This is a genomic window from Peribacillus sp. JNUCC 23 (genome assembly GCF_053653995.1).
This window is the reverse complement of sequence record NZ_CM132202.1, coordinates 1,730,188-1,755,022: the sequence shown is the minus strand read 5'-3', so window position 1 is coordinate 1,755,022 and position 24,835 is coordinate 1,730,188. Positions and strand designations below refer to the sequence as shown.

Sequence of the window (24,835 nt, the reverse complement as noted above, 5' to 3'; positions counted from 1 at the left end):
AACGGTAAAACTGAATAACTGAATGAATGATCTCTGCTTCTTTTTCCTTCACAACAAGTTTCTTCCCATTCGTCAGAGTAATCGTGGTATCTGGATGTGATTCTATTGTTTCTATGAATAAAGCATTGATAGTGTAGCTAGTACCATTTAACCTTGTCACTTTAATAATAATTTATAGAGGATGACTCTAAAGGGTCTGACCTCACTCTCCACATACAATAATACACAGGGGTGTTTACCTGTATTTATACTGTAATAGTAGATACGGGGTCTGAACCTTGCTAATAAATCATCCTCCTCCCTCCCTTAACTTATCGTTTTAAATTCACTAGTTCTTGAAGGATTTCATCCGATGTTGTAATGATTCTAGTATTGGCTTGAAGACCACGCTGAGCAACAATCATGTCCGTGAATTCTTCTGAAAGATCGACGTTAGACATTTCAAGTGATCCAGCAGCAAGCGTGCCTCGTCCGTTACCAGCTAACCCAATATTCGCTGTTCCTGAGCTGATCGATTCTTGGAATAGGTTTCCACCAGTTTTTGTAAGGCCAGATGTGTTGCTGAATTTGGCGACTGCCACTGTCCCAATTGTATTTACCTTACCATTCGAATAAACCCCGCTAATTTCACCTGTTTGACCGATAGTGAAGCTTTCTAAGGAACCTTCCAAGCTTCCATCTGGAGTACCTTGCGCTGAAGTGGCTTCAGCGATTTGGGTTAGATTAGAAAAATCAAGTGCAACATTTAACGATACACTTGGAGTCACATCGTTTAAAGAAATTGTTGGTGTCACGGTTGCATTTGGTGATGTAACTTTACCATTAGTAAATTCAATAACCTGTGTAGGAACAGTAGCATTAATAGTACCATCTGCATTAAAAGGGCTATTACCGCCAACAAAAACGTCCCATTTGTTTGAGGGTACTGTATTAGGAGAAGTACCTGTGTCAGCTTGTCTAATATAATGAACATCTATTGTATGAGAAACGCCTTTTTCGTCAACTACTTTCATTTGTTGAGTGAAAGAGTTGCGACCTACTGTATTACTAGATAAATTGCCTGAAAAAATAATTTCTGTAGTTTTAGTTGCTGGTAACACAGCATTTACGTTAACTGTGACATCCCCAAGAACTCCTTCGGTATCAAAGGCCTGCACCTTATACCCATCACCATTTACCAAAATACCATTATTATCCAAATAAAAGTTTCCAGCGCGTGTATAAGACAAAGCATTACCGTTTGCAACAACGAAATAACCATCACCTGAGATACCAAGATCTAGTGAACGGCCTGTATTTTGCAGACTAGATTGGGTGTGGATCGTATCAATGGTTGATACCGCTGATCCCAATCCAACTTGCATCGAGTTTTTCCCCCCGCGGTTGGCAGTTGACGCACTGGCACCTGAAATAGTTTGGTTCATTGTATCCGCAAATGTAACCCTGCTTTTCTTGAAACCGTAAGTATTTACATTGGCAATATTATTACCAATTACATCTAATTTAGTTTGGAAGTTTTTTAACCCGCTAATACCTGAGTACATTGAACGAAGCATGTTTTTACTCTCCTTTCATAATAGGCTGCTTCTATCATTCCACAGCCAAGGCTTCCTTTGCAGGTCCAGCCCTTTTAATCTATAAGAATCGTTCCATTGATATTTGTGAAAATGTGGGAAGCTGATTCATTCCTGTCCATGGCAGTTATGACGATGTTATTTTTCGTATTTACTACGAGTGCAGCATTTTCAAGAACTACTAATGATTCGGTAATCCCTATTTTTTTTGCTTCTTGAACTTTTTCTTCAATCTTGGTCCAAGTCGTTTCGTCGATATGAATATTTCTTTGATCTAGCCTCATTTGAGCATGTTTACTAATTGAAAGATTTCTTGATTTAGTATGAACAGCTGTATGAAAATGAGCAGAAAAACCTGTTTTTTCATTCTTGTTTTGCGGTTGTTTGGATGAAGCGAGTTGAGTGGGCAGATTGGATATCGGTCTGAATCCATTCATTTTCATATCTCCACTCCTTAAGGTGCAGAGATTTTTATTAGCTGATCTGCAGTCAGTTTAGTAGACTGGTCATCCGCTAACTCATATATTGTTTTTCCATCCTTCAGCAATACCGATTTAACAATAGCTGAAACCTCTTCATTCTCTGGACTTAAATATGTAACAAGTTTGCCGATTAATTCACTTGAAGACACTAAACTATTAGTTGAGGACGTTGCATTCAATTTAGATATATTACCTGGCTCCAACTTTGTTCCATCTTCAAGAATAAAAGTCACTCCGTTATTTTTATATTCTAACGAGGAAATAACACCCGTTCCTTCTTCAACCTTTATTCCTTCGGGTTCTCCCGAATCGTCCACATTGATTTTATGCCATGTCACTTCTTTGCCGACAAAATTGTTATATGCTAAAAGGCTGTTTTGATTTTGAATATCAATTAAGCTATTAATTCCAGTAGCAATGTTTGTCATTTGTTCCATAGAAGTAAAAGTTGCCATTTGTGAGACAAATTCCGTATTATCCATAGGACTTGTTGGGTCTTGGTTTTGTAGCTGAGCCATCAATAGCTTTAAGAAATCATCTTTGCCAAGTGCATCACCCTTGTTGGTTACTTTATTTTTTGGATTGTTCGACAGTAATAATGATGTATCAATTGTTGTCATTTTTCTCACCTACACTTCAACATTTAATAAAGCTTCTTCAAATTGATTGGTAAACTCTGTGGCTGTTTCTTCATCAGCTTGCTTATCTTGTTGTTGATTTTGCTGCTCAGACGTGTCCGAATCTCTTTGATAGAATCGTTCTTGAGAGAATGCGCTAAGTTGCTGTGATATTTCTATTTTTTCTACTTGAATCCCTTGGCCTACAAATGAATGTTTCAAGCCTTGTAATTGACTCTCTAACATCTCTTTCGCCTGTGTCGTTGTTGCCATAATTCTAGCGACCATCACATTATCCTTTTGAATAAGTTCAATTCGCATTGATCCAAGATGTTCAGGATTTAATTGGATCAATAGCTTTTGCGTACCATTTGCATTTGTAAAGCTTGATTTATTCAATATCGTTTCAAATGCTTTTACAAATTGTTCTTGGGTAATTGGTTGGCCACTTTTTTCAACAGTTAATACAAATTGTTCTAATTTAGACATTTGTGGAATAAAGGATTGACCAGTTTGCGTGGTCTCAATTGTTCTTAATGATGGTGTTTGAACCAAGTTTTCTTCACTTTCTTGGTTTACACTCGCAAAGTTTCGGATATATGTATTCTTGATTAAAGCAAGTGATGCTTCACCAGCCAACTTTTTATTAAACGTAGAAGATGCAGATGACTGTTGTTGCTCACTTTCTACCATTGATTCTAGTTTTGTCAAAATGGTGTCCAGCTGCTGTTTCAAAGTCTTACTGATCACTGCTTCATTATCTGTTATCTGGTTGGCCGAAATCATGGCTTCTTGTAATTTGGTAAATCTAAGGATTTCACCAATTTTGTTTATATCTACCCGACTCCATTGAGATTCATCCATATTTGCTAAAGTAGTTAAGATTGGTAATATTTCTATTACATCAATTTCTTCATTCGCTTCAATCTTCTCATTAAGCAGATTCATCATCGTGCTTAGATCGTGCTCTTCTAGTACTGCAGATAATTGTGCCGTTTCATCAACAAGAAGTATATTGGGATTGACTTCCTCTTCCCCATTATTGCCCTTTGCATTCAATTCATTGATGAGTCCATTTAATATGGAAAGTTGCTCTTCAGAAAGCTTTTCAGCATCAACTGGTTTTGCATCCTCTGATTCTGATGATAAGATTACTTTTCCAAAAATACTGCCAAATGAATGCTCGTTATCCGACGTTTTTACAGCAGTTTGATTTTGAGTCTTGCTTACCGAAGCTGGCATAGAAGCCATTACCATTCCTGTATTCATTTTTCCACCTCCCTTCAATTGAATGTATATACTACTTTTAATTCGTGCTGCTTTTAGAAGCTAAAAGCTTTGTAAATCTTGCCGCATCATCTGGCGTCAATTGTTCTAGTATTGCTGCAAGCTTGTCCGTTTTAATACTACTAAGAATCTTTATAGCCTCTTCATCACCCATTTTAGAAATGATAGGCGCAGATTTTTTGGGAGAAATCGTTTCATATGTTTTGACGATATCTTGAAACGCGCGATTATTTATTTCTTGAGCTGAACGTAGTTCCTCGATTTCCATTTCTAATTGTTGCTTTTCAAGTTCGTTTCTTTCAAGCTGTTTATCTCTAGAATCAATTAAACTTTCTAGCTTTTTTATCTCCGATTGACGATCTTTAATCTCAGCTTCTAAGTCCACAACTTTTTCTTGGAAATTTTCAGTCGAGGTATTTGGATCTTTTTCATCGTTTTTGTCTAAGAGTTGAGAAACAAATGGAATCTTTTCACTAAATTCTTTTGATTTTTTAAATACGTTCGTTCCTGTAAAGCTTAAGTAGATGACTAGAACTAATAGCGTAAACAAAAGAAATATGAGGACACTAAATAATATGACTTGAAATTTGTTCGACTCTACATGCTCTGTTTCGTCTATCTTTTTCATGCGATCACCTACTAACCTTTACTAAAAAACTGACGAATAGAAATTTCGTCCATATTTTTGTTTTCCGCCTCTTTTATTTCTTCTAGAAATTCTTGAAAATCTTTTTCTTTGATTTTTTCATATTTCTTTACTTCTATATTTTTTTCCATCAGCTTACTTTGTTGCATATTCATTGCATGTCTGGCTTGAATCACTTCTTTTTGATTGTACACAATGATCTTTTCAAGATTATCCATGAATTGTTGATTATGACGAATCTCTTGAACAGTGAGACCTTGCGTAAGCTTTTCTTGTTGAAATTGCAGCAGATCTTCTTTTTTCTTTAGCAGCTTATAGAGCTTTTCAGCAACTTCTTCAAATCTTTTTATCGTTTCATTATATTTTGCTAAGACTTCATTTTTCTCGATCTCTTTAATGGTTAGGATTTTGTCGAATTTATATTGAAAGATCATCTTTTATTCACCTATTCCCATCAACTGTTTCAAATTAAAGACACTTTCTTCTCGCGACATTTTTTCATGGGTACCTTGCTTCATATATGAAATGATTTGAGGCTGCATTTTAATTGCATCATCGATCTCCTTCGATGATCCCCTTTTATAGGCCCCGATATTAATTAAATCTTCTGACTCTATATAAGTAGCTAAAGCTGTTCGTAATTTTTCAGCAGCAAGTTTTTGATTATTTTCAACGATATTATTCATCACCCTGCTAATGCTTTTTAACACATTAATCGCTGGGTATTGTCCTTTATTGGCCAGCTTGCGATCAAGAATGAAATGACCATCCAATATCCCACGAACGGTATCAGCTATCGGTTCATTCATATCGTCTCCGTCTACAAGCACAGTATAGAAAGCAGTAATCGTTCCTAGTTGATTCGTTCCTGTACGTTCTAGTAGGCGAGGGAGTATGGAAAAAACAGAAGGCGTATATCCTTTTGTAGTTGGCGGCTCCCCAACAGCTAAGCCGATTTCTCGTTGCGCCATCGCAACCCTAGTTACTGAATCCATCATGAGCATAACGTTAAGACCTTTGTCTCTAAAATATTCCGCAATGGCTGTTGCTGTTAACGCTCCTTTTATCCTCATTAAAGCAGGCTGATCAGATGTTGCTACAACTACGATCGAACGCGCCAAGCCTTCAGGACCAAGGTCTTTCTCAATAAACTCCCGCACCTCCCGACCACGTTCGCCGATTAGTCCAATCACATTTAAATCTGCTGTTGTATTTCTAGCTACCATTCCGAGCAAAGTACTTTTCCCAACGCCGCTCCCAGCAAAAATACCGACCCTTTGTCCTTTGCCGACTGTTAGTAAACTATCAATCATTCTGACTCCAACATCAATCGGTTCGTCAATTGGAGGTCTTTCCATAGGATTAGGAGGATCTTGGTCAACCGGTACAGAAGAAAGTCCTTTTGGGAGCAGTGAACCATCCAAAGGAAATCCAAGTGGATCGATGACTTTGCCTAATAAGCCAGCCCCTACTTTTATTTCAAGAGAGTTAGAAGTGCCTTCCACTATACTACCTGGAGAAATTTCAGTCACTGCTGTGTAAGGCATTAGAATGACGATCTCGTCTCTGAAGCCGACAACTTCAGCACGAATCTTTTTTTTTCTGTTTTTTGTTTCCGTGTAGATATAGCAAATGTCCCCTATAGAGCTTTCAGGTCCTTGCGATTCTATCATTAAACCTACCACACGCTTTACCCTGCCATAGTGCTTAAACGTATTCAATCCTGGAATATGGGCTAATAGATCACTTGCTTTCATTATTGATCCCCTTCTAACAGATCGACTAGTTTATCCTTAATTTCTCTTAGCTGGCTATCGACACTAGCGTCAATTCTTCCGTTAGCAGACTCAATCAGACAGCTGTCTTCTGATAGTTCAGGGTCAGGATAGATAATTAGGGCCGTTTCTTTTGTGAACATGGCTTGTAAGTCTTCTTTTTGTTCTATTATTTCCTCATAATGTACAGGATTTATATGAAGTTGAATTTCTCGATAGTTTCTCGCTTCTTTAATCGTCCTTTTTACGATAGATAAAAAAGCTTCGCTCGATTCTTTTAGCTTTTGATCAATAATTTTTTCAGCAACAGCAATAGCCAATTCTAAAATCATCGCTTCTGAAGAATTTATATATTTTACATATTCTTCCTTTGAAGAGTCAGCAATCTCTTTCGCCTGATTGATTTTGTCTATCCACTCTTCATACCCACTACTTCTGCCAGTTTGTACACCTTCTGCAAAGCCAGAATCATAGGCTTGCTTCATATGCTCTGCTTTTTCATGATTTTCCCAATACTCTTTGGCTTGCTCAATTTCTTGCAATATTTGACCGGCTTTAGTTTCAGCTTCTTTAATAAGCGCTTTTGCTTCACGCTTTGCATCCTCTATTTGCTCTGTAATCAAATATTCTTGAACATTTACTTGCCCCTCAGGTGAATCAGACAAATCGAAATTACGAATCTTGATTTGTTTATTTTTTACTTCAGCTGTCTTAGCAAACTGGGATTTAATAATTCTAGACAATAATATCATCTCCTCCGCCGCGAGCTATGATGATTTCACCAGACTCCTCTAGACGGCGGATGACCCCAACAATTCTTGATTGTGCTTCTTCTACATCACGCAGGCGTACGGGTCCCATGTATTCCATTTCTTCTTGGAATGTTTCAACCATTCGTTTCGACATATTTCGAAAGACGATTTCCTTCACTTCAACACTTGCAACCTTAAGTGATAATTTAAGATCTTCATTATCAGATTCGCGAATAACACGTTGAATCGCAAGTCCATCAAGTGTAACGATATCCTCGAAGACGAACATCCGCTTCTTAATTTCTTCAGCAAGCTCAGGATCTTGAATTTCAAGTGCATCCAATATCGTTCTTTCCGTTTGTCGGTCTACACCATTAAGCACATCAACCACTGCCTCAATTCCACCCGTTAGTGAATAATCCTGTGTAACGGTTGCTGATAGTTTTCTTTCAAGAATTTGTTCCACTTCATTAATGATCTCAGGAGAAGTACTATCCATGATTGCAATTCTTCTCGCTATATCTGCCTGTACTTCCTGTGGCAGCTCTGAAAGGATTTGTCCAGCTTGAGCTGGATCCAGATATGAAAGGATTAACGCAATCGTTTGCGGATGTTCATTTTGGATGAAATTTAGAATTTGGGCAGGATCTGCTTTTCTTGCAAAATCGAATGGCCGAACTTGCAGTGAAGAAGTCAGTCTATTAATAATAGTAGCAGCCTGATCGGGACCTAGCGCTTTTTCCAGTACCTGTTTGGCATATCCAATGCCTCCCTGAGTAATATAATCCTGTGCTAGGGCAATATTATGAAACTCTTCTAAGATCTCTTCCTTTTCATGTGAATCTACTTTTCTAACACTAGAAATTTCAAGTGTAAGTCTTTCTATTTCTTCCTCGGATAAATGCTTATAAACAGAAGCAGACACATCTGGTCCAAGAGAAATAAGAAGGATGGCTGCTTTTTGCTTTCCAGTAAGTCCTTTTTTCTTTCGTTCTGACACCTTCATTCCTCCTAGTCTTCTGCAATCCAGCTTCGTAATAGTTTGGCAAATTCGTCCGGACGCTCTTTAGCCAATTTCTCAAGTTGCTTGCGCTTTAATGTAGATTCTGTTTCCTGTTCTTCAGATAAATCAGCAACTTCAAGCATCTCACTCTCTTGCAATTCTTCTAATTCGTCTAAATCAATATCGTCACGTTTTCTTGAACGAAGATATAGAATTAATAAAATAATGACAGCTAGTAGTAGAACGCCCCCTGCAATATACACCCAGATTGGGATCCTAGCTTGTTGTGGACTGTCAAATGTAACTTTTCCGTTAAATGGTTGTACTGAAAGAGCAATTTTATTGGCAAGGTCTGCATCTGTAAGTGCCGTGCCAACATTGTCTTTATCAATAGTCGTTCTGATAACCGTACTCAATATTTTCGTGATGTCATCTTGACTTTGTTGTGAAAGAGAGTTTACATCTTTAGGGTTTGGCGGTTCGACCATCACTTGAATACCTAGATCTTTTACCTTATATGGACTTTCCACGATTTGTTTCTTAATTCTATTAACTTCATAATTTATCGTTTCATCCATTTTGTCATAATCGCCGTTTCCATTTGCACCAGCTTGATACGAACCCAATGAATCAGAAGAATCCTCTGCTTGAGGTACGCCTCCTGCTACCGTATTATCACCTGTATACGTTTCATTTACCCGTTGTGCAGAAATTGCAATCCCTTCTAGGTTTTCTTCATCTACAGGCGTTACAAGATTTTCTTCACGGTTTTCTTGTGTAAAATCGACATCGGCGGTTACCGAAACCACTACTTTATCTTGACCCATAATGGTCCCAAGCATGTTTTGCACTTGTCTTTGAATATCACGTTCGATTTCCTTCTTAATTTCATTTTGAGCAACAAAGGTGTTTCCCGAACTATTTTCATTTTTTAAATCAAAGTACTCAAAATTCTGGTTCATAATGACGATATTTTCAGTAGGTAAATTGGGGATACTTTTACTTACTAAATGGTATAGTGATTTAATTTGACCTTCATCAAATTTATGACCGGGTTTTGTATCGAGTACAATAGACGCTGACGCTTCTTCTGATGCATCACTAACGAAAATGCCTTTTTCCGGAAGATTAATCATTACGTTCGCATTATTTATTCCATCGATGTTCTTTATCAAATTTGCCAATTCAGTTTGCATCGAATCCAGTTTTAACACATTAAATTCATTGTCGGTCATGCCAAGACCCGCATTTTGTGCGAAAAACGAATAATCAATGCTCCCTGAATCCGGAATTCCTTCTGCTGCCAATTCAACCTTTAAAGTATCAACATTTTGCTCTGGGACCATAATCGTCGCCCCATTATCCTTAATCTCATTGGCAACTCCTCTGCTATCTAAGTTTTCTTTAATGCTTCCAGTCTCAGAGGGTGACAAATTACTATATAGTGGAACCATAGTGGTCCGTGTAAGAAGGATGGAGGATACTATGGCTATTAAGATTATTGCAGTGGCCATGCTAATCATCATGATTTTTTGCTTTTTGCTTTTACTTCCCCAAAATGCCGTTATTTTGCTTTTAAAATTGGTGATCACTTCATTCATCTTAATCCTCCGGTCATTCTTTTTAAGTTTAAGCTCGGTCTCCTTTCGTCAACCGCTCTATGAATTATTGTGGAGTTAAAGATACTTGTCAGATGTTCATTCTCATCATTTCTTGATAAGCTTCCACTGCTTTATTTCGCATTTCTAAAGTTAATTGAAGAGTTACACTTGCCTTTTGTGATGCAATCATTACTTCATGAAGGTCAACATTTTCCCCTTTTGCCATTTTGACTGTTAACTCATCAGAGACAGTTTGTGCTTCATTTACTTTATTCAAAGACTCCTTTAATGCAGCTGCAAAGCTTTGCTGGGCTTTAAATGGTGTAGAGAGTGGTGTTTGTTTTTGCGGGGTGATTGCCGGCAAAGATCCTTGATTAATAGAAATATCCATTCCAGTCATAACATACTATCTCCAATCTATTTTCCAATTTCCAAAGCTTTCATTAACATCCCTTTTGAAGCATTAAATACTGTTACATTTGCTTCGTATGAGCGTGTCGCACTCATTAGGTCAATCATTTCTCTTAACGGGTCAACATTTGGCATTTCCACGTAACCATCTACATTCGCATCCGGATGATTAGGGTTATAGATAAGTTTAAAAGGTGTCTCATCTTTAATAATTCTTGAAACATGTACGCCATTACCAGATCCTGTACTTTTATCCATTGCATTATGTAAATAATTCGAAAATTGATTTCCATTTTCCTGTAACACAACTGATTTTCTTTTGTATGCCTGCCATTGACCATTGACATACTCTGATCGAGTTGTTTCAGCGTTTGCCATATTAGAAGAAATGACATCCATTCTTAACCTTTGACTTGTTAAAGCTGATGCAGTCGTATTTAAACTTTGAAACATTCTAATCATCTTCCTCCCTTAATGACATTTAGCAACGAAGAAAATTTTCCGCTCGTTCTTTCAATTAAAGCATTGTAATAGATTTGATTGGATGCTAGATTACTCATTTGATTGTCGACATCCACACTATTGCCATTATTATTGTACTGTACATTATTTTGAACAAATACTTTACTTAGGTCAGAAGAAAGAGGTTTATATGTAAAATGCCTTTGATCTGTTCGATAAGCTTGAATGGAAGATTCTAAATCCAAACCGAAGGATTTAGATAATTTTACATCTTTCGCTTTATAATTCGGTGTATCTGCATTCGCTATATTTTCAGAAATAATTTTCTGCTTTGTGCTCGAATAATTCAATGCTTGCTCAAGGGTAGTAAAAGTAGAAGAAAAAATGTTCATCGTAACCCTCCTTCGTATTTAATGTTAAAAAAATATAATATCTGTAACAAAAAACACAATTGTATAATAACTATTTTAAAGAAGTTAACGAATGCTGTCCATTAAGATTCGACATAATTAACCATGCCAAAAGAACTATTTTAGTCGTTTTTTGTCTAATTTTGTAACATTTTTTCTATTTAGTGGAATAATTATTACAATATATGCTTTTTATTTCACTGATTAACAAAATTTCGACATAAATAATTCCACATTTGTTAATTGCCCTATTAACTATAAAGAAAATTTTGCATTTTTAACCGATACTTTAGAACTATTTTCAGTGAAATATATTTGAATTATGGCTACATAATATTTCCATTGACAGAAATCTAGGTAATTAAATACAATTAATATCCTATTTTATGAAATAATTCCCTCTTATACATTATTTTCAGAAAACTCTATCTCAAAGTTTTGATTATCAAAAAGGGGATTAAGGAGAATTTACCTCTATTACAGTTAATCGACACTAACAACATTTTTCTAACATATGCATTCTCAATTTCACAAAAAACGAAAGGAGGATGCTTCAAAATACGAGATAACAACTATTATGTAGACGTATTTTCAGCCTATTTTTTGAAGTTCTAGTTTTTTTATAGAAGGTAAACAAAATGATATGCAGGAAACGTGCTTATCTCATCTAAAAATGAAAGCAATTGTTCTATATCTTAATGGATTTATTCATACAGAAAAAGGGGCGAAATGTAATATAACCAATAAGAGTTTGTAAATTTTGATTGAATAAGTATATAAATGGAGGGGCTGATTATTAATGACAAACATGGTTTGATACATGGAAGTGATAAGTGCAGGAGAATATAAGAAACCCAAAACTTCATTTTTGAATACTTGATTGATACTAACACAAAGCGAATACCAAATAAATACGGCATGAGTCAGGTACACTACCTAGCTCATGCCGTATTATAGAACTCTTTTTAGGAGTCTACTTGACAGGTCCTCGTTCAACCCTTTAGACATCCTCTAATCAATCAATTAATTATTTTTTAATTTTTCAAGTTCCAATAAAAACTTATCGTTCAAGACTTTAATATACGTACCTTTCATTCCCAATGAACGTGATTCAATGACTCCAGCACTTTCTAATTTTCTTAATGCATTAACAATAACTGATCTAGTGATACCTACACGGTCTGCAATTTTAGATGCAACTAGAAGACCTTCACTGCCTTTTAGTTCCTCGAAAATATGTTCAATTGCTTCCAACTCACTATATGATAATGAGCTAATCGCCATTTGTACGATCGCTTTACTACGCGCTTCTTCTTCAATTTCTTCTGCTTTCTCACGTAGAATCTCCATACCAATTACCGTAGCTCCATATTCAGCTAAAATTAAATCATCATCATGGAATTGTTCTTGAAGACGAGCAAGCATCAAGGTTCCTAAACGCTCTCCACCACCAATAATAGGTACAATTGTTGTCAATCCACTCGCAAACAGTTCTTTGTTCTCAACCGGAAATGCTGTATATTCGCTCTCTATATTTAAATTAGAAGATGTTTCATGTAGATTGAATAAGTTTTTTGTGTATTCCTCAGGGAATTGTCTGTCTTTTAGCATTTGATTTATTCGCTCGTTTTCAATTTGCTGGTTAATAGCAAATCCTAAAAGCTTCCCTCTTCTACTTACAACGTATACATTCGATTCGATAACTTCACTTAAACTTTCAGCCATTTCTTTAAAATTCACAGGTTGACCAGCCGCATTTTGCAGCATAGAGTTAATTTTTCTTGTTTTTTCTAATAAATTCATTACAGTTTTCCTCCTAAATTGCCTTGCTTCAATGATTAAATAGTTGTTGTGTCCAAATATCGTTTAATCTAGGAGAACTAACGAGTACACTCTCTTATTTGGTGATTCTTCTTTGGTTCATACTTCCTAGATTAAAGAATAAATTGACTTAAATCTTTATTTTGCACAATTGATCCTAGCTTCTCATCTACATATTGCGGAGTAATCTTTATTTTTTCTAATGTAATATCCGGAGCTTCGAATGAAAGATCCTCTAGAAGTCTTTCCATAATTGTATGCAGGCGACGAGCCCCTATATTGTCTGTATTTTGGTTTACTTCAAAAGCAACTTCCGCAATCCTACGAATAGCTTCGTCAGAAAATTCAATTTCTATACCTTCTGTTGCCAATAATGCCATATATTGCTTAATTAATGCATTATCTGGCTCATGAAGGATTCGCACAAAATCATCAACTGACAACTTAGTCAATTCTACACGAATTGGAAAGCGTCCTTGAAGCTCGGGAATTAAATCTGACGGTTTCGCAATATGAAAAGCTCCAGCAGAGATAAATAATACATGATCGGTTTTTACAGAACCATATTTCGTTACAACCGTAGAACCTTCTACAATTGGTAAAATATCACGCTGGACACCTTCTCTAGAAACATCCGCAGAAGAGCTTCCAGATTTCTTACTGGCAATTTTATCAATTTCATCAATAAAAATAATGCCCGTTTGTTCAGCTCTGTACACCGCTTCTTGCGTTACTTCATCCATATCAATCAATTTACCCGCTTCTTCATTCGCTAATACAATTCTTGCTTCACTTACCTTTAATTTTCGCTTCTTTTGCTTTTTAGGCATTAAGCTGCCAAGTGCATCTTGCATATTCATACCCATCTGTTCCATTCCCGAACCTTGGAGCATATCAAACATCGATGCTTGCTGTTCTTCGACTTCAACAGTGATGAGTTCATTTTCTAGTTCACCAAGTGCAAGCTTTTCTTTCACAATTTTCCGCTTTTCCCGCAGGCTTAAGTCTTCGGCTGATTTTGTGGATTCTTCTTCAAAGGAATCATTCGTTCCACCACCAAAAAATACCTCTAGCGGATTTTTAAAATTCGATTGTTTTTTACTTGAAGGAACAAGTAACTCAATCAGGCGGTTATTTGCATTTTCTTCTGCCCGTTCCTTTACGCTTTCTTTCTTTTCTTCTTTGACAAGCCGTACAGATGTTTCAACCAAATCACGAACCATAGACTCAACATCTCTACCGACGTATCCAACTTCAGTAAATTTAGTTGCTTCTATTTTTATAAAAGGAGCACCTACTAGCTTAGCCATTCTTCGAGCAATTTCAGTTTTCCCTACTCCTGTTGGACCGATCATTAGGATGTTTTTAGGAACAACTTCATCACGTAATTGATCGTTCAGTAAACTGCGGCGATAACGATTACGAAGTGCAACAGCTACAGCACGTTTCGCATCACGCTGTCCAACAATGTATTGATCAAGCTTTTCAACGATTTGCCTCGGTGTTAAATTCGATTTGTTTGCCATATCACACAGCTCCTCTCACTTACAATTCTTCTACGATAATATTTGTATTAGTAAACACGCAGATTTCTGCAGCTATTTTTAAAGATGATTGAGCGATTTCTTTTGCGGTTAAGTTTTCACCCGAGAATTGCTTTAGCGCACGACCAGCAGCTAAAGCATAGTTCCCTCCAGATCCGATAGCAAGAATTCCGTCATCAGGTTCAATCACTTCACCAGTTCCAGAAACAAGTAGCAAGTCATTTTGATCCATAACAATTAGCATCGCTTCTAATTTGCGCAAAATATTGTCACTCCGCCATTGCTTTGCCAATTCTACAGATGCCCTTTGTAAATTCCCATTATATTCTTCGAGTTTTGCTTCGAACATTTCAAATAATGTAAAAGCATCCGCAACAGAACCAGCAAACCCAGCTAATACTTTTCCGTTAAAAAGCCGACGTACCTTTCTCGCCGTATGCTTCATCACTACTGAATTTCCTAACGTAACCTGCCCATCTCCGGACATGGCACATTCACCTTTATGCGAAATAGCAAAAATTGTAGTTGCATGAAATTCTCCCATAACGATTCTCCTTTTAAAAGCTGTTAAGCTCTCGGATGTGATGCATTGTAAACTTTTCTTAATTGTTCTTTTGTTACATGTGTATAAATTTGTGTTGACGAAATTTTAGAATGGCCCAATAATTCTTGGACTGTCCTTAAATCCGCACCATTATTCAAAAGATGTGTGGCAAATGAATGCCTCAGCATATGAGGATGCAATTCTATATCTTTTGCAACTTTTTTTATAATTGCTGTTAGTATATAACGCACCCCTCTTGGTGTTAGTGGATCTCCACGAAAATTTATTAACAAAAAGGGATGGGACTTCGTATGTGCGGTCATCACTTTTGCTCTTCCATCTTGTATGTAAGAAGCTAGAGCATCTTTGGCATATTGGCCCAATGGCATATAGCGGTCTTTTTTTCCTTTACCATGTACTAAAACGGTACCTAGAGAAAAATCAAGATCTTGAAGCTTAATATCACAGCCTTCACTGACACGTATCCCAGTTGCATATAACAATTCCAATAAAGCAGCATCTCTTAATCCCATTGGTGAATCAAGTTCCAGTGATGAAAACAATTGATTCAACTCTTCTTCGTATAAAAAACGCGGCAACTTTTGATCTTTTTTAGGAAGCGTTACAAGGGAGAACGGGTTCTCTTTCACAAGCCCCTCACGCATTAAAAATTTATAAAAACTCCGTAAGCAGGATGTTTTCCTTGCAACTGTTCGTTTGGAAAGATTTCTTTCGTATAACTGCGTCAAAAATAAGCGCGCATCAAAATATTCAACAGAATCAATCGACTGCATACCTTGTTCAGTCATGAACAAAACAAATTCTTCGATATCCCGTTGATAATTTTCAATGGTATAGTGTGAACAATTTTTTTCGATTTGCAAATATTCTATAAAAGAAGGTAAAGCTTGATTTGCGTATAACATTCAGTACACCTCGCAAAGGCTATTAAATAGTATCACATTTTAATATCGGAGGCAAACAAATTTACAAATTCTTCATAAATTTCTGAATTGTTTCCAACGCTCTAGATGCATGCTTCTCATTTCGTTCTTTCTTCCCTCTGATTTTCTCATCAAGCTCTGGAAAAATACCAAAGTTTGCATTCATTGGTTGGAATGTTTTTGCATTGGTGGCTGTTATATATCGCGCCATGCTACCGATTGCCGTTTCAGCTGGGAATGTAACTGGTTCCTGCCCTAATGCCACTTTCGCGGCATTAATACCAGCAACTAGTCCTGAGGCTGCTGATTCTACGTACCCTTCAACACCTGTCATTTGACCAGCAAAAAATAAATCTTCACGATTCTTAAATTGATAAGTCGGTTTTAATACTTTAGGTGAATTAATGAACGTATTTCGATGCATAACCCCGTAACGTACAATTTCCGCATTCTCAAGACCTGGAATTAATTGAAGGACTTCCTTTTGAGGCCCCCATTTTAAATGTGTCTGAAAACCGACAAGATTGTAAAGAGTTCCGGCTGCGTCATCTTGACGTAATTGGATAACGGCATATGGCCTTTTTCCTGTTTTCGGATCTTCAAGACCAACAGGTTTCAGCGGTCCAAATAACATCGTTTTTTTCCCTCTAGACGCCATTACTTCGATCGGCATACAACCTTCGAAGAAGATTTCCTTCTCAAACTCCTTAAGTGGAACAGTCTCTGCAGCAATAAGCGCATCATAAAAACGGTTGAATTCTTCTTCAGTCATCGGACAATTCAAATATGCTGCCTCTCCCTTATCATAGCGAGATTTCAGATATACCTTATCCATATTGATGCTGTCTCTTTCAATAATCGGCGCAGCTGCATCATAAAAGTACAAATATTCTTCATCCATAATTTCCTGCAGCTTTGCTGAAAGCGCTTGGCTTGTTAAGGGCCCTGTTGCAATGATAGTCGGACCTTCAGGTATTTCTGCCATTTCTTCATTCACTACCGTAACATTGGGATGATTTCTCACCAACTCTGTCACTTTGCCGGCAAATTCATGGCGGTCAACCGCCAAAGCTCCTCCTGCTGGAACCGCACATGCATCTGCAGCTAGCATGATGACGGAATTCAGCTGCCGCATTTCTTCTTTCAAAACTCCAACAGCGTTTGTCAAAGCATTGGCACGCAAAGAGTTGCTACAAACAAGTTCAGCAAATTTATCTGTATGGTGGGCAGGTGTTTGCTTAACAGGCCGCATTTCGTATAGATTCACTTTAACTCCACGATTAGCAAGTTGCCAGACCGCTTCACTACCAGCTAGTCCAGCCCCGATTACATTGACAACTGTTTCTTTCATTTTACGTACCTCCGCATATAAATATGAATATGAATATCAAGTATATGTAAATCATGCTTATCTTTCCCAAACACTCACAACGAGAAATCGTTTCTGTTACTATCAGCAATAGTAAATTATATAACCTACAGAAACTCCTTGTCCACTGCATTTTACCTTACATACAGGAAAGATGAAAGTTTCAAGCATTATCACCAACTATTTACTAATAAATACCTCTCTCGCTTACATTTTTGTCAGTAAAAGGAGACGTAATGAGAGTTAATCGACATCACTTACCAATTATATAAAAAACTAGATGATGTGTAATTCTATAAAGCGACACTTCATTCAGTCGGGTTTTCTTCATCCGCCATCTAAACTCTAAACCTTTAGGTGCATGCTTTACTGCCCGGTAATGCAGATTAAAATAGTCACTCTACGCCAATATAAAAGTTTCTTTTAAATAAAGTTAAAAAGGTGAGCTATACACTCACCTTAAAAACTAATTCTGTGGTGTTTCTTTATAGTCACAGTTTACACACTGTACTTGTACACCTTTTTTCAATTTTTTCTCTACTAATGTTGCTTCACATTTCGGACATGGTCTTGGTAGTGGTTTGTCCCAAGAAATAAAGTCACACTCCGGATAACGATCACATCCATAGAATAGGCGGCGTTTTTTACTTTTTCTTTCAATAATATTACCATCATGACACTTCGGACATTTCACACCGATTTCTTTCACTATCGGTTTTGTATTGCGGCAATCCGGAAAATTACTACAGGCCATAAATTTCCCATAGCGGCCCATTTTGAAAACCATTGGATTTCCGCATTCCTCACAGTCTTCCCCTGCCGGTTCATCCTTGATTTCTACTTTTTCCATTTCTGCTTCTGCTTTTATTAGATGGACTTCGAATTCCTTATAAAATTCATCAATTACTTGGACCCATTCTATATTACCGGCCTCAACATTATCGAATTCGCGTTCCATTTTAGCGGTGAATGCCAAGTCAAGTACATCCGGAAAGAACTCCATAATTAATTCTAGAACAATTTCTCCTAGCTCTGTCGGTATAAAACGTTTATTATCGAGCGATACATACCCTCTTTTTTGAATGGTATCTAAAGTTGGTGCATATGTGGAAGGGCGTCCTATTCCTAATTCTTCAAGCATTTTTACAAGTCTTGCTTCCGTATATCTTGGCGGTGGCTGAGTGAAATGCTGCTTCGGTTCGATATCTTTTGAAAAAAACGTATCGCCTTCCTTCACTTCAGGAAGCATATTTTCTTTTTCTTCCACTGAATCATCAGTACCTTCTACGTATACTTTCATGAATCCAGGAAACTTTATTTTAGAACCATTTGCTCTAAAAATAATATCAGCATTAATTAAATCAACTGTCATCGTATCCATAACCGCTGAGGCCATCTGACTAGATACTAAGCGCTCCCAAATTAATTTATATAAGCGAAATTGGTCTCTCGATAAATATTCTTTAACGGAACTAGGATCTCTAAGCGAACTAGTCGGCCTGACTGCTTCGTGAGCATCTTGGGAATTCGTTTGCTTTTTATCTTTTCGTTCTTCCTTTAGAATATATTCCTGACCATATGCATTTCCGATAAAACTACGAACTTCTTCTTTAGCACTGTCTGAAATACGAGTGGAATCTGTTCTCATATAAGTGATTAATCCAATCGTTCCTTCTTTTCCTAGTTCGATCCCCTCATACAGCTGCTGAGCTAGCATCATTGTTTTTCTTGCACGGAAATTCAACTTTCTTGCAGCTTCTTGTTGTAGCGAAGATGTTGTAAATGGGGCTGCAGGGTTACGTTTTCTTTCCTTTTTTGTCACCTTATTGATTTTGAATTCACTTCCGGTGATGGCATCCAATACCTGTTTAACATCATCTTCTGACTTAAGTTCAACACGTTTTCCTGCTTTACTGAAAAAAGATCCTTCGAATTGGTCATTCCCTTTAAGAAAATCGGATTTAATCGTCCAATATTCTTCTGGCTCAAAGCCCTTAATTTCTTTTTCCCGGTCAATGATCATCCGTACCGCAACAGACTGAACACGTCCAGCACTTAGACCTTTTTTGACTTTCTTCCATAATAAAGGACTAATGTTGTATCCGACTAAACGATCAAGGATTCTTCGTGCTTGCTGAGCATCCACTAAATCCATATTGATTGGACGAGGGGTTTTAAACGACTCTTTAATTGCTTCTTTTGTAATTTCATTAAATACCACTCGACAATCTGATGCAATATCTACACCTAGACTGTGAGCTAAATGCCATGCAATCGCTTCCCCTTCCCTGTCAGGGTCAGCTGCGAGATAGATTTTCTTCGCTTTTTTTGCAGCTGTTTTCAGTTCCTTTAGTACAGGACCTTTTCCACGAATTGTGATATATTTCGGGTTATACTCATGTTCGACATCTACACCCATTTGACTCTTAGGCAAATCACGAACATGTCCCATAGAAGCTCTTACTTTATATTTCTTTCCTAAATAACGTTCTATTGTTTTCGCCTTTGCTGGTGATTCCACTATTACCAAGTATTCTGACATTCAATCAATCCTCCTCAAGAGGTAATATAAATCTTCACTATTATTAATCATAGAAAAATCATTTGTCAATCTTCTTTCATTTTTTATTTTATTTCGCATATAAGAAATTGATTTCAAAAAAGCGATTAAAACAGGACTCTGATGCAAAATCTATACTAGTATTACTAAATTATCAACCTTTTTCTATAAATTTTTATTTTTTTCAAGAAAGGAATAAATTTATGTAATTCACGAAAATTCTTGGTACATATTTCACTATTTGTATATCCATTATAATAATCTGACTATTCTTTTTTTTCATTATAATCAGATTTCTATCAACAGGAAATAGGTTTTATAAAGTGACACTTCATTCAGTGGGGGTCTTACCGCCCGTTAATACGGGATAAAATAAAAAAGAGGACACCTCGAAAAGACTGCCCTCCTCCATTCAAATCGTTTATTTTCACACTAAGACTTAGCACCTAGGAAACTCGTATTCAATAGAAGAAAATAGGTGTAAATTACTTAATATACGATCTCTACGTCAATGTCTGCTGCTGTAAGTACCATCTTAGCTCCTTCTTGAATCAAGAAATTCGACCCGTCTGATAATTCGCTCGTAATGTTTCCTGGTATCGCAAAAACCTCACGCCCTTGCTCCAATGCAAGATTCGCTGTTATCAGAGAACCACTTCTCGCCTTTGCTTCAACAACAAATACCCCTTTGGATAATCCACTAATAATTCGGTTTCTTACCGGAAACATCCATGGTTCGGGGCGTCTTGATGGCGGAGTTTCTGAAATGAGTAATCCGTATTTGATTATATTTGTGGCCAAGGGAATATTGCTAACAGGATACATATGATAGTGGCCACCTCCGAGAATACCGATTGTCTTTCCTTTGCAAGCGATCGCTATTCGATGTGCAGCAGCATCAATTCCTGTCGCTACGCCACTGATAATGACATAATCCTTCTTAATAAGAGGTGGCAATACCCTTTTTAGGGCTTCCACACCGTACTCAGACGGCTGTCTCGATCCGACCACCCCTAAACTGTGCTCAAAGGTTAACAAGCTTCTATCACCTCTTAAATAAAGAACCCAAGGCGGATCATAGATTTGTTTTAAGAGATTTGGATAATCATCATCTACGATCGTTACAATTTCAATATCATTATTTTTATATTGTTGAATCAGTTCTTGAATATTTAAATGATGAAGATCATGATAAAAGATTTGTAGTTTAGTAACAGGGATTGGAAGGTTTTTTTGCCATTGGGTAAAGGATTGAGTATAAAGTGTCGTTAGAGAGGGGTCTGCTAAAAGAATCTTTTTCATGGTTTGCCATCCTACACCGCGACAATGGTGTAAATGAATGATTTTATCGGTAATGTTCAATGTAGATCACTCCTATAGCGGTTTTTAACGTGGGGAACAATCGTTGACAAAATTAGAGGCTGTCTCAAAAGAGGAAGACCTCGGAACAACACACAGTATTACGTCTTATATACGCACTGTATTTTTCGTAGTTGCTGTCTCAAAACCATGGTTTTGAGACAGCCTCAGGTATCAAAAATTAATTTGTCTTACATTGTTCGTAGATGCCTTTTTCTTTTAGGACAGTAATTAGTGTTTCACCCATTACAGCTGGGGTTTCAGCGACTTTAATTCCACATTCATTCATAACGCGGATTTTTTCATCTGCTGTTCCTTTTCCACCAGAGATGATTGCACCAGCATGTCCCATTCTTTTTCCTGGAGGAGCTGTGCGCCCACCGATGAAGCCAACAACCGGTTTCGTCATATTAGCTGCTACCCATTTCGCAGCTTCTTCTTCAGCAGTTCCACCAATTTCACCAATCATGATGACTGCATATGTTTCAGGATCTTCATTGAATTCTTTAAGCACATCGATGAAGTTTGTTCCATTTACTGGATCTCCACCAATTCCAACTGCACTAGTTTGTCCAATCCCAGCTTGTGTCAATTGATGAACGGCTTCATACGTTAACGTACCAGAGCGAGAAACGACACCAACATGACCTTTTGTATGGATGTATCCTGGCATAATGCCAATTTTACATTCATCTGCCGTAATAACGCCTGGACAGTTTGGTCCAATTAAGCGAGTTTTCTTGCCTTCCATATAACGCTTCACTTTCACCATATCCATAACTGGGATATGTTCTGTAATACAAATTGCAAGATCTAATTCTGCATCTGTTGCTTCTAGAATCGCATCTGCGGCAAATGGAGCTGGTACATAAATCACGGATGCAGTGGCACCAGTTGCATTAACAGCTTCAAGCACTGTGTTATAAACTGGCACACCTTCAACTTCAGTTCCACCTTTTCCTGGAGTTACTCCACCAACAATCTTTGTTCCATATTCCAACATTTGTTTTGTGTGAAATAAAGCCGTTGAACCAGTAATACCTTGAACAATGACCTTAGTATCTTTATTAATAAATACGCCCATTTTTGGTCCCCCCTGCCTATTATCCTACAAGTGATACGATTTTTTGTGCACCGTCTGCCATCGATTCAGCAGGTGTCAAATTCAAACCGGAATCTTTCAAAATCTGTTTACCTAGTTCAACGTTTGTCCCTTCAAGACGAACAACAACTGGAACATCAAGCCCTAATTGTTTAGCTGCTTCAACCACACCTTCAGCAATTACATCACACTTCATAATTCCGCCAAAAATGTTTACAAAAATACCTTTTACATTTTTGTCAGATAAAATAATTTTGAATGCTTCTGTAACTTTTTCTGCAGTCGCACCGCCGCCAACATCAAGGAAGTTCGCTGGGTCGCCACTGTAATGTTTGATGATATCCATCGTAGACATCGCAAGACCTGCACCGTTTACCATACAACCGATATTTCCAGTTAATGAAATATAGCTTAAGTCATATTTCGATGCTTCAATTTCTTTTGGATCTTCTTCGTCAAGATCACGGTATTCTAAAATATCTTTATGACGGAATAAAGCGTTATCATCAAAGTTCATTTTAGCGTCCAATGCCATTACACTTCCGTCACCTGTTATTACAAGTGGATTGATTTCTGCAATTGAACAATCTTTTTCAACAAATGCAGTATATAGACCCAACATGAACTTTACAGTTTTATTGATTAATTCCTTAGGGATATTAATATTAAAAGCAATTCTCCTAGCTTGGAATGCTGATAAACCAACAACTGGATCAATTACTTCCTTAAAGATTTTTTCAGGTGTCTTTTCTGCCACTTCTTCGATTTCCGTTCCGCCTTCTTCTGAAGCCATTAGAACGACACGCGATGTATCACGGTCCAAAACAAGACCCACATAGTACTCTTTCTTAATGTCGCAGCCTTCTTCAATCAACAGACGCTTCACTTCTTGCCCTTCAGGACCAGTTTGGTGAGTGATAAGCGTTTTCCCAAGAATTTCTTCTGCATATGTACGCGCTTCATCAAGATTTTTCGCAACCTTAACACCGCCCGCTTTACCGCGGCCGCCTGCGTGAATTTGAGCTTTCACAACAACAACTTCTGTTCCTAGTTCTTTGGCGGCCTCAACGGCTTCCTCAACAGTGTATGCTACACGGCCACTCGGAACAGATACCCCGTATTGTTTGAGGATCTCTTTACCTTGATACTCATGGATATTCATTTCCCATCCTCCTTGTCAACTATAAAACTCTTAAAATGATAAAACGCAAAACACATATCCCATTTTACACCAAATTCGAATGATGTACATGATAAACATGTTAAAAAGCCGGAATTAAACAACCAATCATTTTAATCCGTCTCATCGAAATGGTCCTAACTTCTCTTCGATTTACAGAGAAGCTAACTATATTAAATATAACGTTTTCATATGGGATGAAATAGCTTACGTTTTCATTGTATATAATGGAATTTTACTTGTCTACTTAAACCCACTAAAACTTTTCTACAATTCTTTTTACTCCGAGAATTAGCTAGTTCAATAAATGATCTATAATGGTGAAATCTTGACCTGATTTTATATACTTTAATAGACTTAGGTCTTCCTCAATAACTCGGCCGACTACATTTACTTTTCCATTAATCGGCAAATCCCTTTTCACAATTTGCATTTCCCCTTGATAACGACCATACCGTTCATTATCGATCGTTATGCTACCTACTACTCTTTCAGTTGTATTCTCGGGGTGAATGCTATAATTCTGGTTCGCGGTATAAATTCTTGATGTTTCTGATCGAATGACATCCCGCGCAGCATCCATGCGATTACAATGGTCTAGGGCGATGATGGATTTTGTTGGCGGATGCTGTGAATATAAGATACTTCTTAGCGGAATTGTACCATCCATTACTTTTTTAAATTGGAAAATGGTATCTTTTTTAAGCGAAATGTCTCCAATCGCCACCTTGTCTACACCGCATGCATGAATTAACTCAAGATAAGATTGAAAGGGCGATACATTACGGTGTTTCTCGAGTGTAGGCAATCCATCGTAAAGTGGCCCTCTGAGCACCCCATCTCCTGGAGCAAATGCCATTACCTTAAATCCTAATTTCTTAAGCATCGTGTTTTGTTTAATAAAGTCCCCCTTATCAAGACCTGTTTCGATTCGAGGATAATAATTATGCCATGCCTCTGTTTGATTCAGATTGATATTTTCTTTTAAAAGATCTTGAAAAAAATCAAGATTAATTGTACTCGCATTCAACGCAATCTTCATAGTGTGTGAAAGTTTAGCAATGGTAGAGGGCCCCATGCCATAATCAACCCTTAATCCATTTACTCCCCACTCCTTTATTTCTCCAATGGTTTCCGGTGTGAATCCTAAAAGCTGAAAGGCAATAGGAGAAATGTCGGCCATCAAATCCATATTGTATGATAGCGCCTGTCTACCTAAAGTTTTTAGTAAGTCCTTAAAGTGAGTCGAATCGTCTTCAGGTATATGAATTGAGGTGAAAATAAACTGAAATCCCACCTGTGACATTTCTTTTAGATACGCATCCTGTGCTTCATCACTTATGTGTCCAAGATAAACTGAACATCCTAACATCATCATTCCTCCTACACAAG

At 37.3% G+C, this 24,835-nt stretch carries 23 protein-coding genes and 1 pseudogene; all 24 read right to left on the bottom strand.

Features of this window, described 5'->3' with window-relative positions:
* Positions 1–61 precede the first annotated feature (61 nt).
* Positions 62–160: pseudogene (locus JNUCC23_RS08355) on the bottom strand (flagellar FlbD family protein); the annotation flags it as partial.
* Positions 161–311: 151 nt separating this feature from the next.
* Positions 312–1,556 (bottom strand): flagellar hook protein FlgE, encoded by a 1,245-nt coding sequence (locus JNUCC23_RS08350; RefSeq protein ID WP_454215197.1) that lies wholly within the window; start codon positions 1,554–1,556, stop codon positions 312–314.
* A gap of 74 nt (positions 1,557–1,630) precedes the next feature.
* Entirely contained in the window at positions 1,631–2,017 is a 387-nt protein-coding gene (locus tag JNUCC23_RS08345) for a TIGR02530 family flagellar biosynthesis protein (protein WP_454215195.1), read from the bottom strand.
* 11 nt (positions 2,018–2,028) lie between these two features.
* Positions 2,029–2,676: a flagellar hook assembly protein FlgD gene (gene flgD, locus JNUCC23_RS08340; RefSeq protein WP_454215193.1), complete on the bottom strand. Its 648-nt coding sequence runs from the start codon at positions 2,674–2,676 to the stop codon at positions 2,029–2,031.
* A 9-nt stretch (positions 2,677–2,685) separates the two neighbouring features.
* Positions 2,686–3,942, bottom strand: coding sequence for a flagellar hook-length control protein FliK (locus JNUCC23_RS08335; RefSeq protein ID WP_454215191.1), 1,257 nt, complete (start codon positions 3,940–3,942; stop codon positions 2,686–2,688).
* 37 nt (positions 3,943–3,979) lie between these two features.
* Entirely contained in the window at positions 3,980–4,588 is a 609-nt protein-coding gene (locus JNUCC23_RS08330) for a MotE family protein (protein WP_454215189.1), read from the bottom strand.
* An 11-nt stretch (positions 4,589–4,599) separates the two neighbouring features.
* Positions 4,600–5,040, bottom strand: coding sequence for a flagellar export protein FliJ (gene fliJ, locus JNUCC23_RS08325; protein WP_062181164.1), 441 nt, complete (start codon positions 5,038–5,040; stop codon positions 4,600–4,602).
* 3 nt (positions 5,041–5,043) lie between these two features.
* A complete protein-coding gene (gene fliI, locus JNUCC23_RS08320; protein WP_403073325.1) occupies positions 5,044–6,363 on the bottom strand; it encodes a flagellar protein export ATPase FliI in 1,320 nt (439 codons plus the stop codon).
* Entirely contained in the window at positions 6,363–7,124 is a 762-nt protein-coding gene (fliH, locus tag JNUCC23_RS08315) for a flagellar assembly protein FliH (protein ID WP_454215186.1), read from the bottom strand. The genes fliI and fliH overlap by 1 nt, the downstream gene beginning before the upstream one ends.
* Positions 7,117–8,139 carry a flagellar motor switch protein FliG gene (gene fliG, locus JNUCC23_RS08310; protein ID WP_403073321.1) on the bottom strand — a complete coding sequence of 341 codons (1,023 nt, stop codon included), beginning with the start codon at positions 8,137–8,139 and terminating at the stop codon, positions 7,117–7,119. The genes fliH and fliG overlap by 8 nt, the downstream gene beginning before the upstream one ends.
* A gap of 5 nt (positions 8,140–8,144) precedes the next feature.
* Entirely contained in the window at positions 8,145–9,737 is a 1,593-nt protein-coding gene (gene fliF / locus JNUCC23_RS08305; RefSeq protein WP_403073319.1) for a flagellar basal-body MS-ring/collar protein FliF, read from the bottom strand.
* Between the two features lie 88 nt (positions 9,738–9,825).
* On the bottom strand, positions 9,826–10,137 hold the full coding sequence (fliE, locus tag JNUCC23_RS08300) for a flagellar hook-basal body complex protein FliE (protein ID WP_403073317.1): 312 nt from the start codon (positions 10,135–10,137) through the stop codon (positions 9,826–9,828).
* Between the two features lie 17 nt (positions 10,138–10,154).
* Entirely contained in the window at positions 10,155–10,610 is a 456-nt protein-coding gene (gene flgC, locus JNUCC23_RS08295) for a flagellar basal body rod protein FlgC (protein ID WP_403073315.1), read from the bottom strand.
* Positions 10,607–11,002 carry a flagellar basal body rod protein FlgB gene (gene flgB / locus JNUCC23_RS08290; protein ID WP_062181177.1) on the bottom strand — a complete coding sequence of 132 codons (396 nt, stop codon included), beginning with the start codon at positions 11,000–11,002 and terminating at the stop codon, positions 10,607–10,609. Before flgB ends, flgC begins: the two co-directional genes overlap by 4 nt.
* Positions 11,003–12,043: 1,041 nt before the next feature.
* Positions 12,044–12,823 carry a GTP-sensing pleiotropic transcriptional regulator CodY gene (codY, locus tag JNUCC23_RS08285; RefSeq protein ID WP_062181180.1) on the bottom strand — a complete coding sequence of 260 codons (780 nt, stop codon included), beginning with the start codon at positions 12,821–12,823 and terminating at the stop codon, positions 12,044–12,046.
* A gap of 131 nt (positions 12,824–12,954) precedes the next feature.
* Positions 12,955–14,367: an HslU--HslV peptidase ATPase subunit gene (gene hslU, locus JNUCC23_RS08280; protein WP_062181183.1), complete on the bottom strand. Its 1,413-nt coding sequence runs from the start codon at positions 14,365–14,367 to the stop codon at positions 12,955–12,957.
* A 19-nt stretch (positions 14,368–14,386) separates the two neighbouring features.
* Positions 14,387–14,929, bottom strand: a complete 543-nt coding sequence (gene hslV / locus JNUCC23_RS08275) for an ATP-dependent protease subunit HslV (RefSeq protein ID WP_062181185.1) — start codon at positions 14,927–14,929, stop codon at positions 14,387–14,389.
* Positions 14,930–14,952: 23 nt separating this feature from the next.
* Positions 14,953–15,855 (bottom strand): tyrosine recombinase XerC, encoded by a 903-nt coding sequence (gene xerC, locus JNUCC23_RS08270; protein WP_454215182.1) that lies wholly within the window; start codon positions 15,853–15,855, stop codon positions 14,953–14,955.
* 61 nt (positions 15,856–15,916) lie between these two features.
* On the bottom strand, positions 15,917–17,224 hold the full coding sequence (gene trmFO, locus JNUCC23_RS08265; protein ID WP_062181191.1) for an FADH(2)-oxidizing methylenetetrahydrofolate--tRNA-(uracil(54)-C(5))-methyltransferase TrmFO: 1,308 nt from the start codon (positions 17,222–17,224) through the stop codon (positions 15,917–15,919).
* Positions 17,225–17,708: 484 nt separating this feature from the next.
* On the bottom strand, positions 17,709–19,784 hold the full coding sequence (gene topA, locus JNUCC23_RS08260) for a type I DNA topoisomerase (RefSeq protein ID WP_062181194.1): 2,076 nt from the start codon (positions 19,782–19,784) through the stop codon (positions 17,709–17,711).
* A gap of 507 nt (positions 19,785–20,291) precedes the next feature.
* Complete coding sequence (gene dprA / locus JNUCC23_RS08255) at positions 20,292–21,104, bottom strand: DNA-processing protein DprA (protein WP_454215180.1); 813 nt, start codon at positions 21,102–21,104, stop codon at positions 20,292–20,294.
* Between the two features lie 238 nt (positions 21,105–21,342).
* The gene (sucD, locus tag JNUCC23_RS08250; protein WP_403073306.1) at positions 21,343–22,245 is read right to left on the bottom strand and encodes a succinate--CoA ligase subunit alpha; all 903 of its coding nucleotides are present in this window, start codon (positions 22,243–22,245) and stop codon (positions 21,343–21,345) included.
* 19 nt (positions 22,246–22,264) lie between these two features.
* Complete coding sequence (gene sucC, locus JNUCC23_RS08245) at positions 22,265–23,425, bottom strand: ADP-forming succinate--CoA ligase subunit beta (protein WP_062181202.1); 1,161 nt, start codon at positions 23,423–23,425, stop codon at positions 22,265–22,267.
* Between the two features lie 313 nt (positions 23,426–23,738).
* The gene (locus tag JNUCC23_RS08240) at positions 23,739–24,815 is read right to left on the bottom strand and encodes a DUF871 domain-containing protein (RefSeq protein ID WP_454215177.1); all 1,077 of its coding nucleotides are present in this window, start codon (positions 24,813–24,815) and stop codon (positions 23,739–23,741) included.
* Between the last annotated feature and the right edge of the window lie 20 nt (positions 24,816–24,835).

Coding starts and splice junctions, on each gene's coding strand:
- JNUCC23_RS08350 (WP_454215197.1), bottom strand. CDS start 1,556: ATGCTTCGTTCAATGTACTCAGGTATTAGCGGGTTAAAAAACTTCCAA.
- JNUCC23_RS08345 (WP_454215195.1), bottom strand. CDS start 2,017: ATGAAAATGAATGGATTCAGACCGATATCCAATCTGCCCACTCAACTC.
- flgD (WP_454215193.1), bottom strand. CDS start 2,676: ATGACAACAATTGATACATCATTATTACTGTCGAACAATCCAAAAAAT.
- JNUCC23_RS08335 (WP_454215191.1), bottom strand. CDS start 3,942: ATGAATACAGGAATGGTAATGGCTTCTATGCCAGCTTCGGTAAGCAAG.
- JNUCC23_RS08330 (WP_454215189.1), bottom strand. CDS start 4,588: ATGAAAAAGATAGACGAAACAGAGCATGTAGAGTCGAACAAATTTCAA.
- fliJ (WP_062181164.1), bottom strand. CDS start 5,040: ATGATCTTTCAATATAAATTCGACAAAATCCTAACCATTAAAGAGATC.
- fliI (WP_403073325.1), bottom strand. CDS start 6,363: ATGAAAGCAAGTGATCTATTAGCCCATATTCCAGGATTGAATACGTTT.
- fliG (WP_403073321.1), bottom strand. CDS start 8,139: ATGAAGGTGTCAGAACGAAAGAAAAAAGGACTTACTGGAAAGCAAAAA.
- fliF (WP_403073319.1), bottom strand. CDS start 9,737: ATGAATGAAGTGATCACCAATTTTAAAAGCAAAATAACGGCATTTTGG.
- fliE (WP_403073317.1), bottom strand. CDS start 10,137: ATGACTGGAATGGATATTTCTATTAATCAAGGATCTTTGCCGGCAATC.
- flgC (WP_403073315.1), bottom strand. CDS start 10,610: ATGATTAGAATGTTTCAAAGTTTAAATACGACTGCATCAGCTTTAACA.
- flgB (WP_062181177.1), bottom strand. CDS start 11,002: ATGAACATTTTTTCTTCTACTTTTACTACCCTTGAGCAAGCATTGAAT.
- codY (WP_062181180.1), bottom strand. CDS start 12,823: ATGAATTTATTAGAAAAAACAAGAAAAATTAACTCTATGCTGCAAAAT.
- hslU (WP_062181183.1), bottom strand. CDS start 14,367: ATGGCAAACAAATCGAATTTAACACCGAGGCAAATCGTTGAAAAGCTT.
- hslV (WP_062181185.1), bottom strand. CDS start 14,929: ATGGGAGAATTTCATGCAACTACAATTTTTGCTATTTCGCATAAAGGT.
- xerC (WP_454215182.1), bottom strand. CDS start 15,855: ATGTTATACGCAAATCAAGCTTTACCTTCTTTTATAGAATATTTGCAA.
- trmFO (WP_062181191.1), bottom strand. CDS start 17,224: ATGAAAGAAACAGTTGTCAATGTAATCGGGGCTGGACTAGCTGGTAGT.
- topA (WP_062181194.1), bottom strand. CDS start 19,784: ATGTCAGAATACTTGGTAATAGTGGAATCACCAGCAAAGGCGAAAACA.
- dprA (WP_454215180.1), bottom strand. CDS start 21,104: ATGAAAAAGATTCTTTTAGCAGACCCCTCTCTAACGACACTTTATACT.
- sucD (WP_403073306.1), bottom strand. CDS start 22,245: ATGGGCGTATTTATTAATAAAGATACTAAGGTCATTGTTCAAGGTATT.
- sucC (WP_062181202.1), bottom strand. CDS start 23,425: ATGAATATCCATGAGTATCAAGGTAAAGAGATCCTCAAACAATACGGG.
- JNUCC23_RS08240 (WP_454215177.1), bottom strand. CDS start 24,815: ATGTTAGGATGTTCAGTTTATCTTGGACACATAAGTGATGAAGCACAG.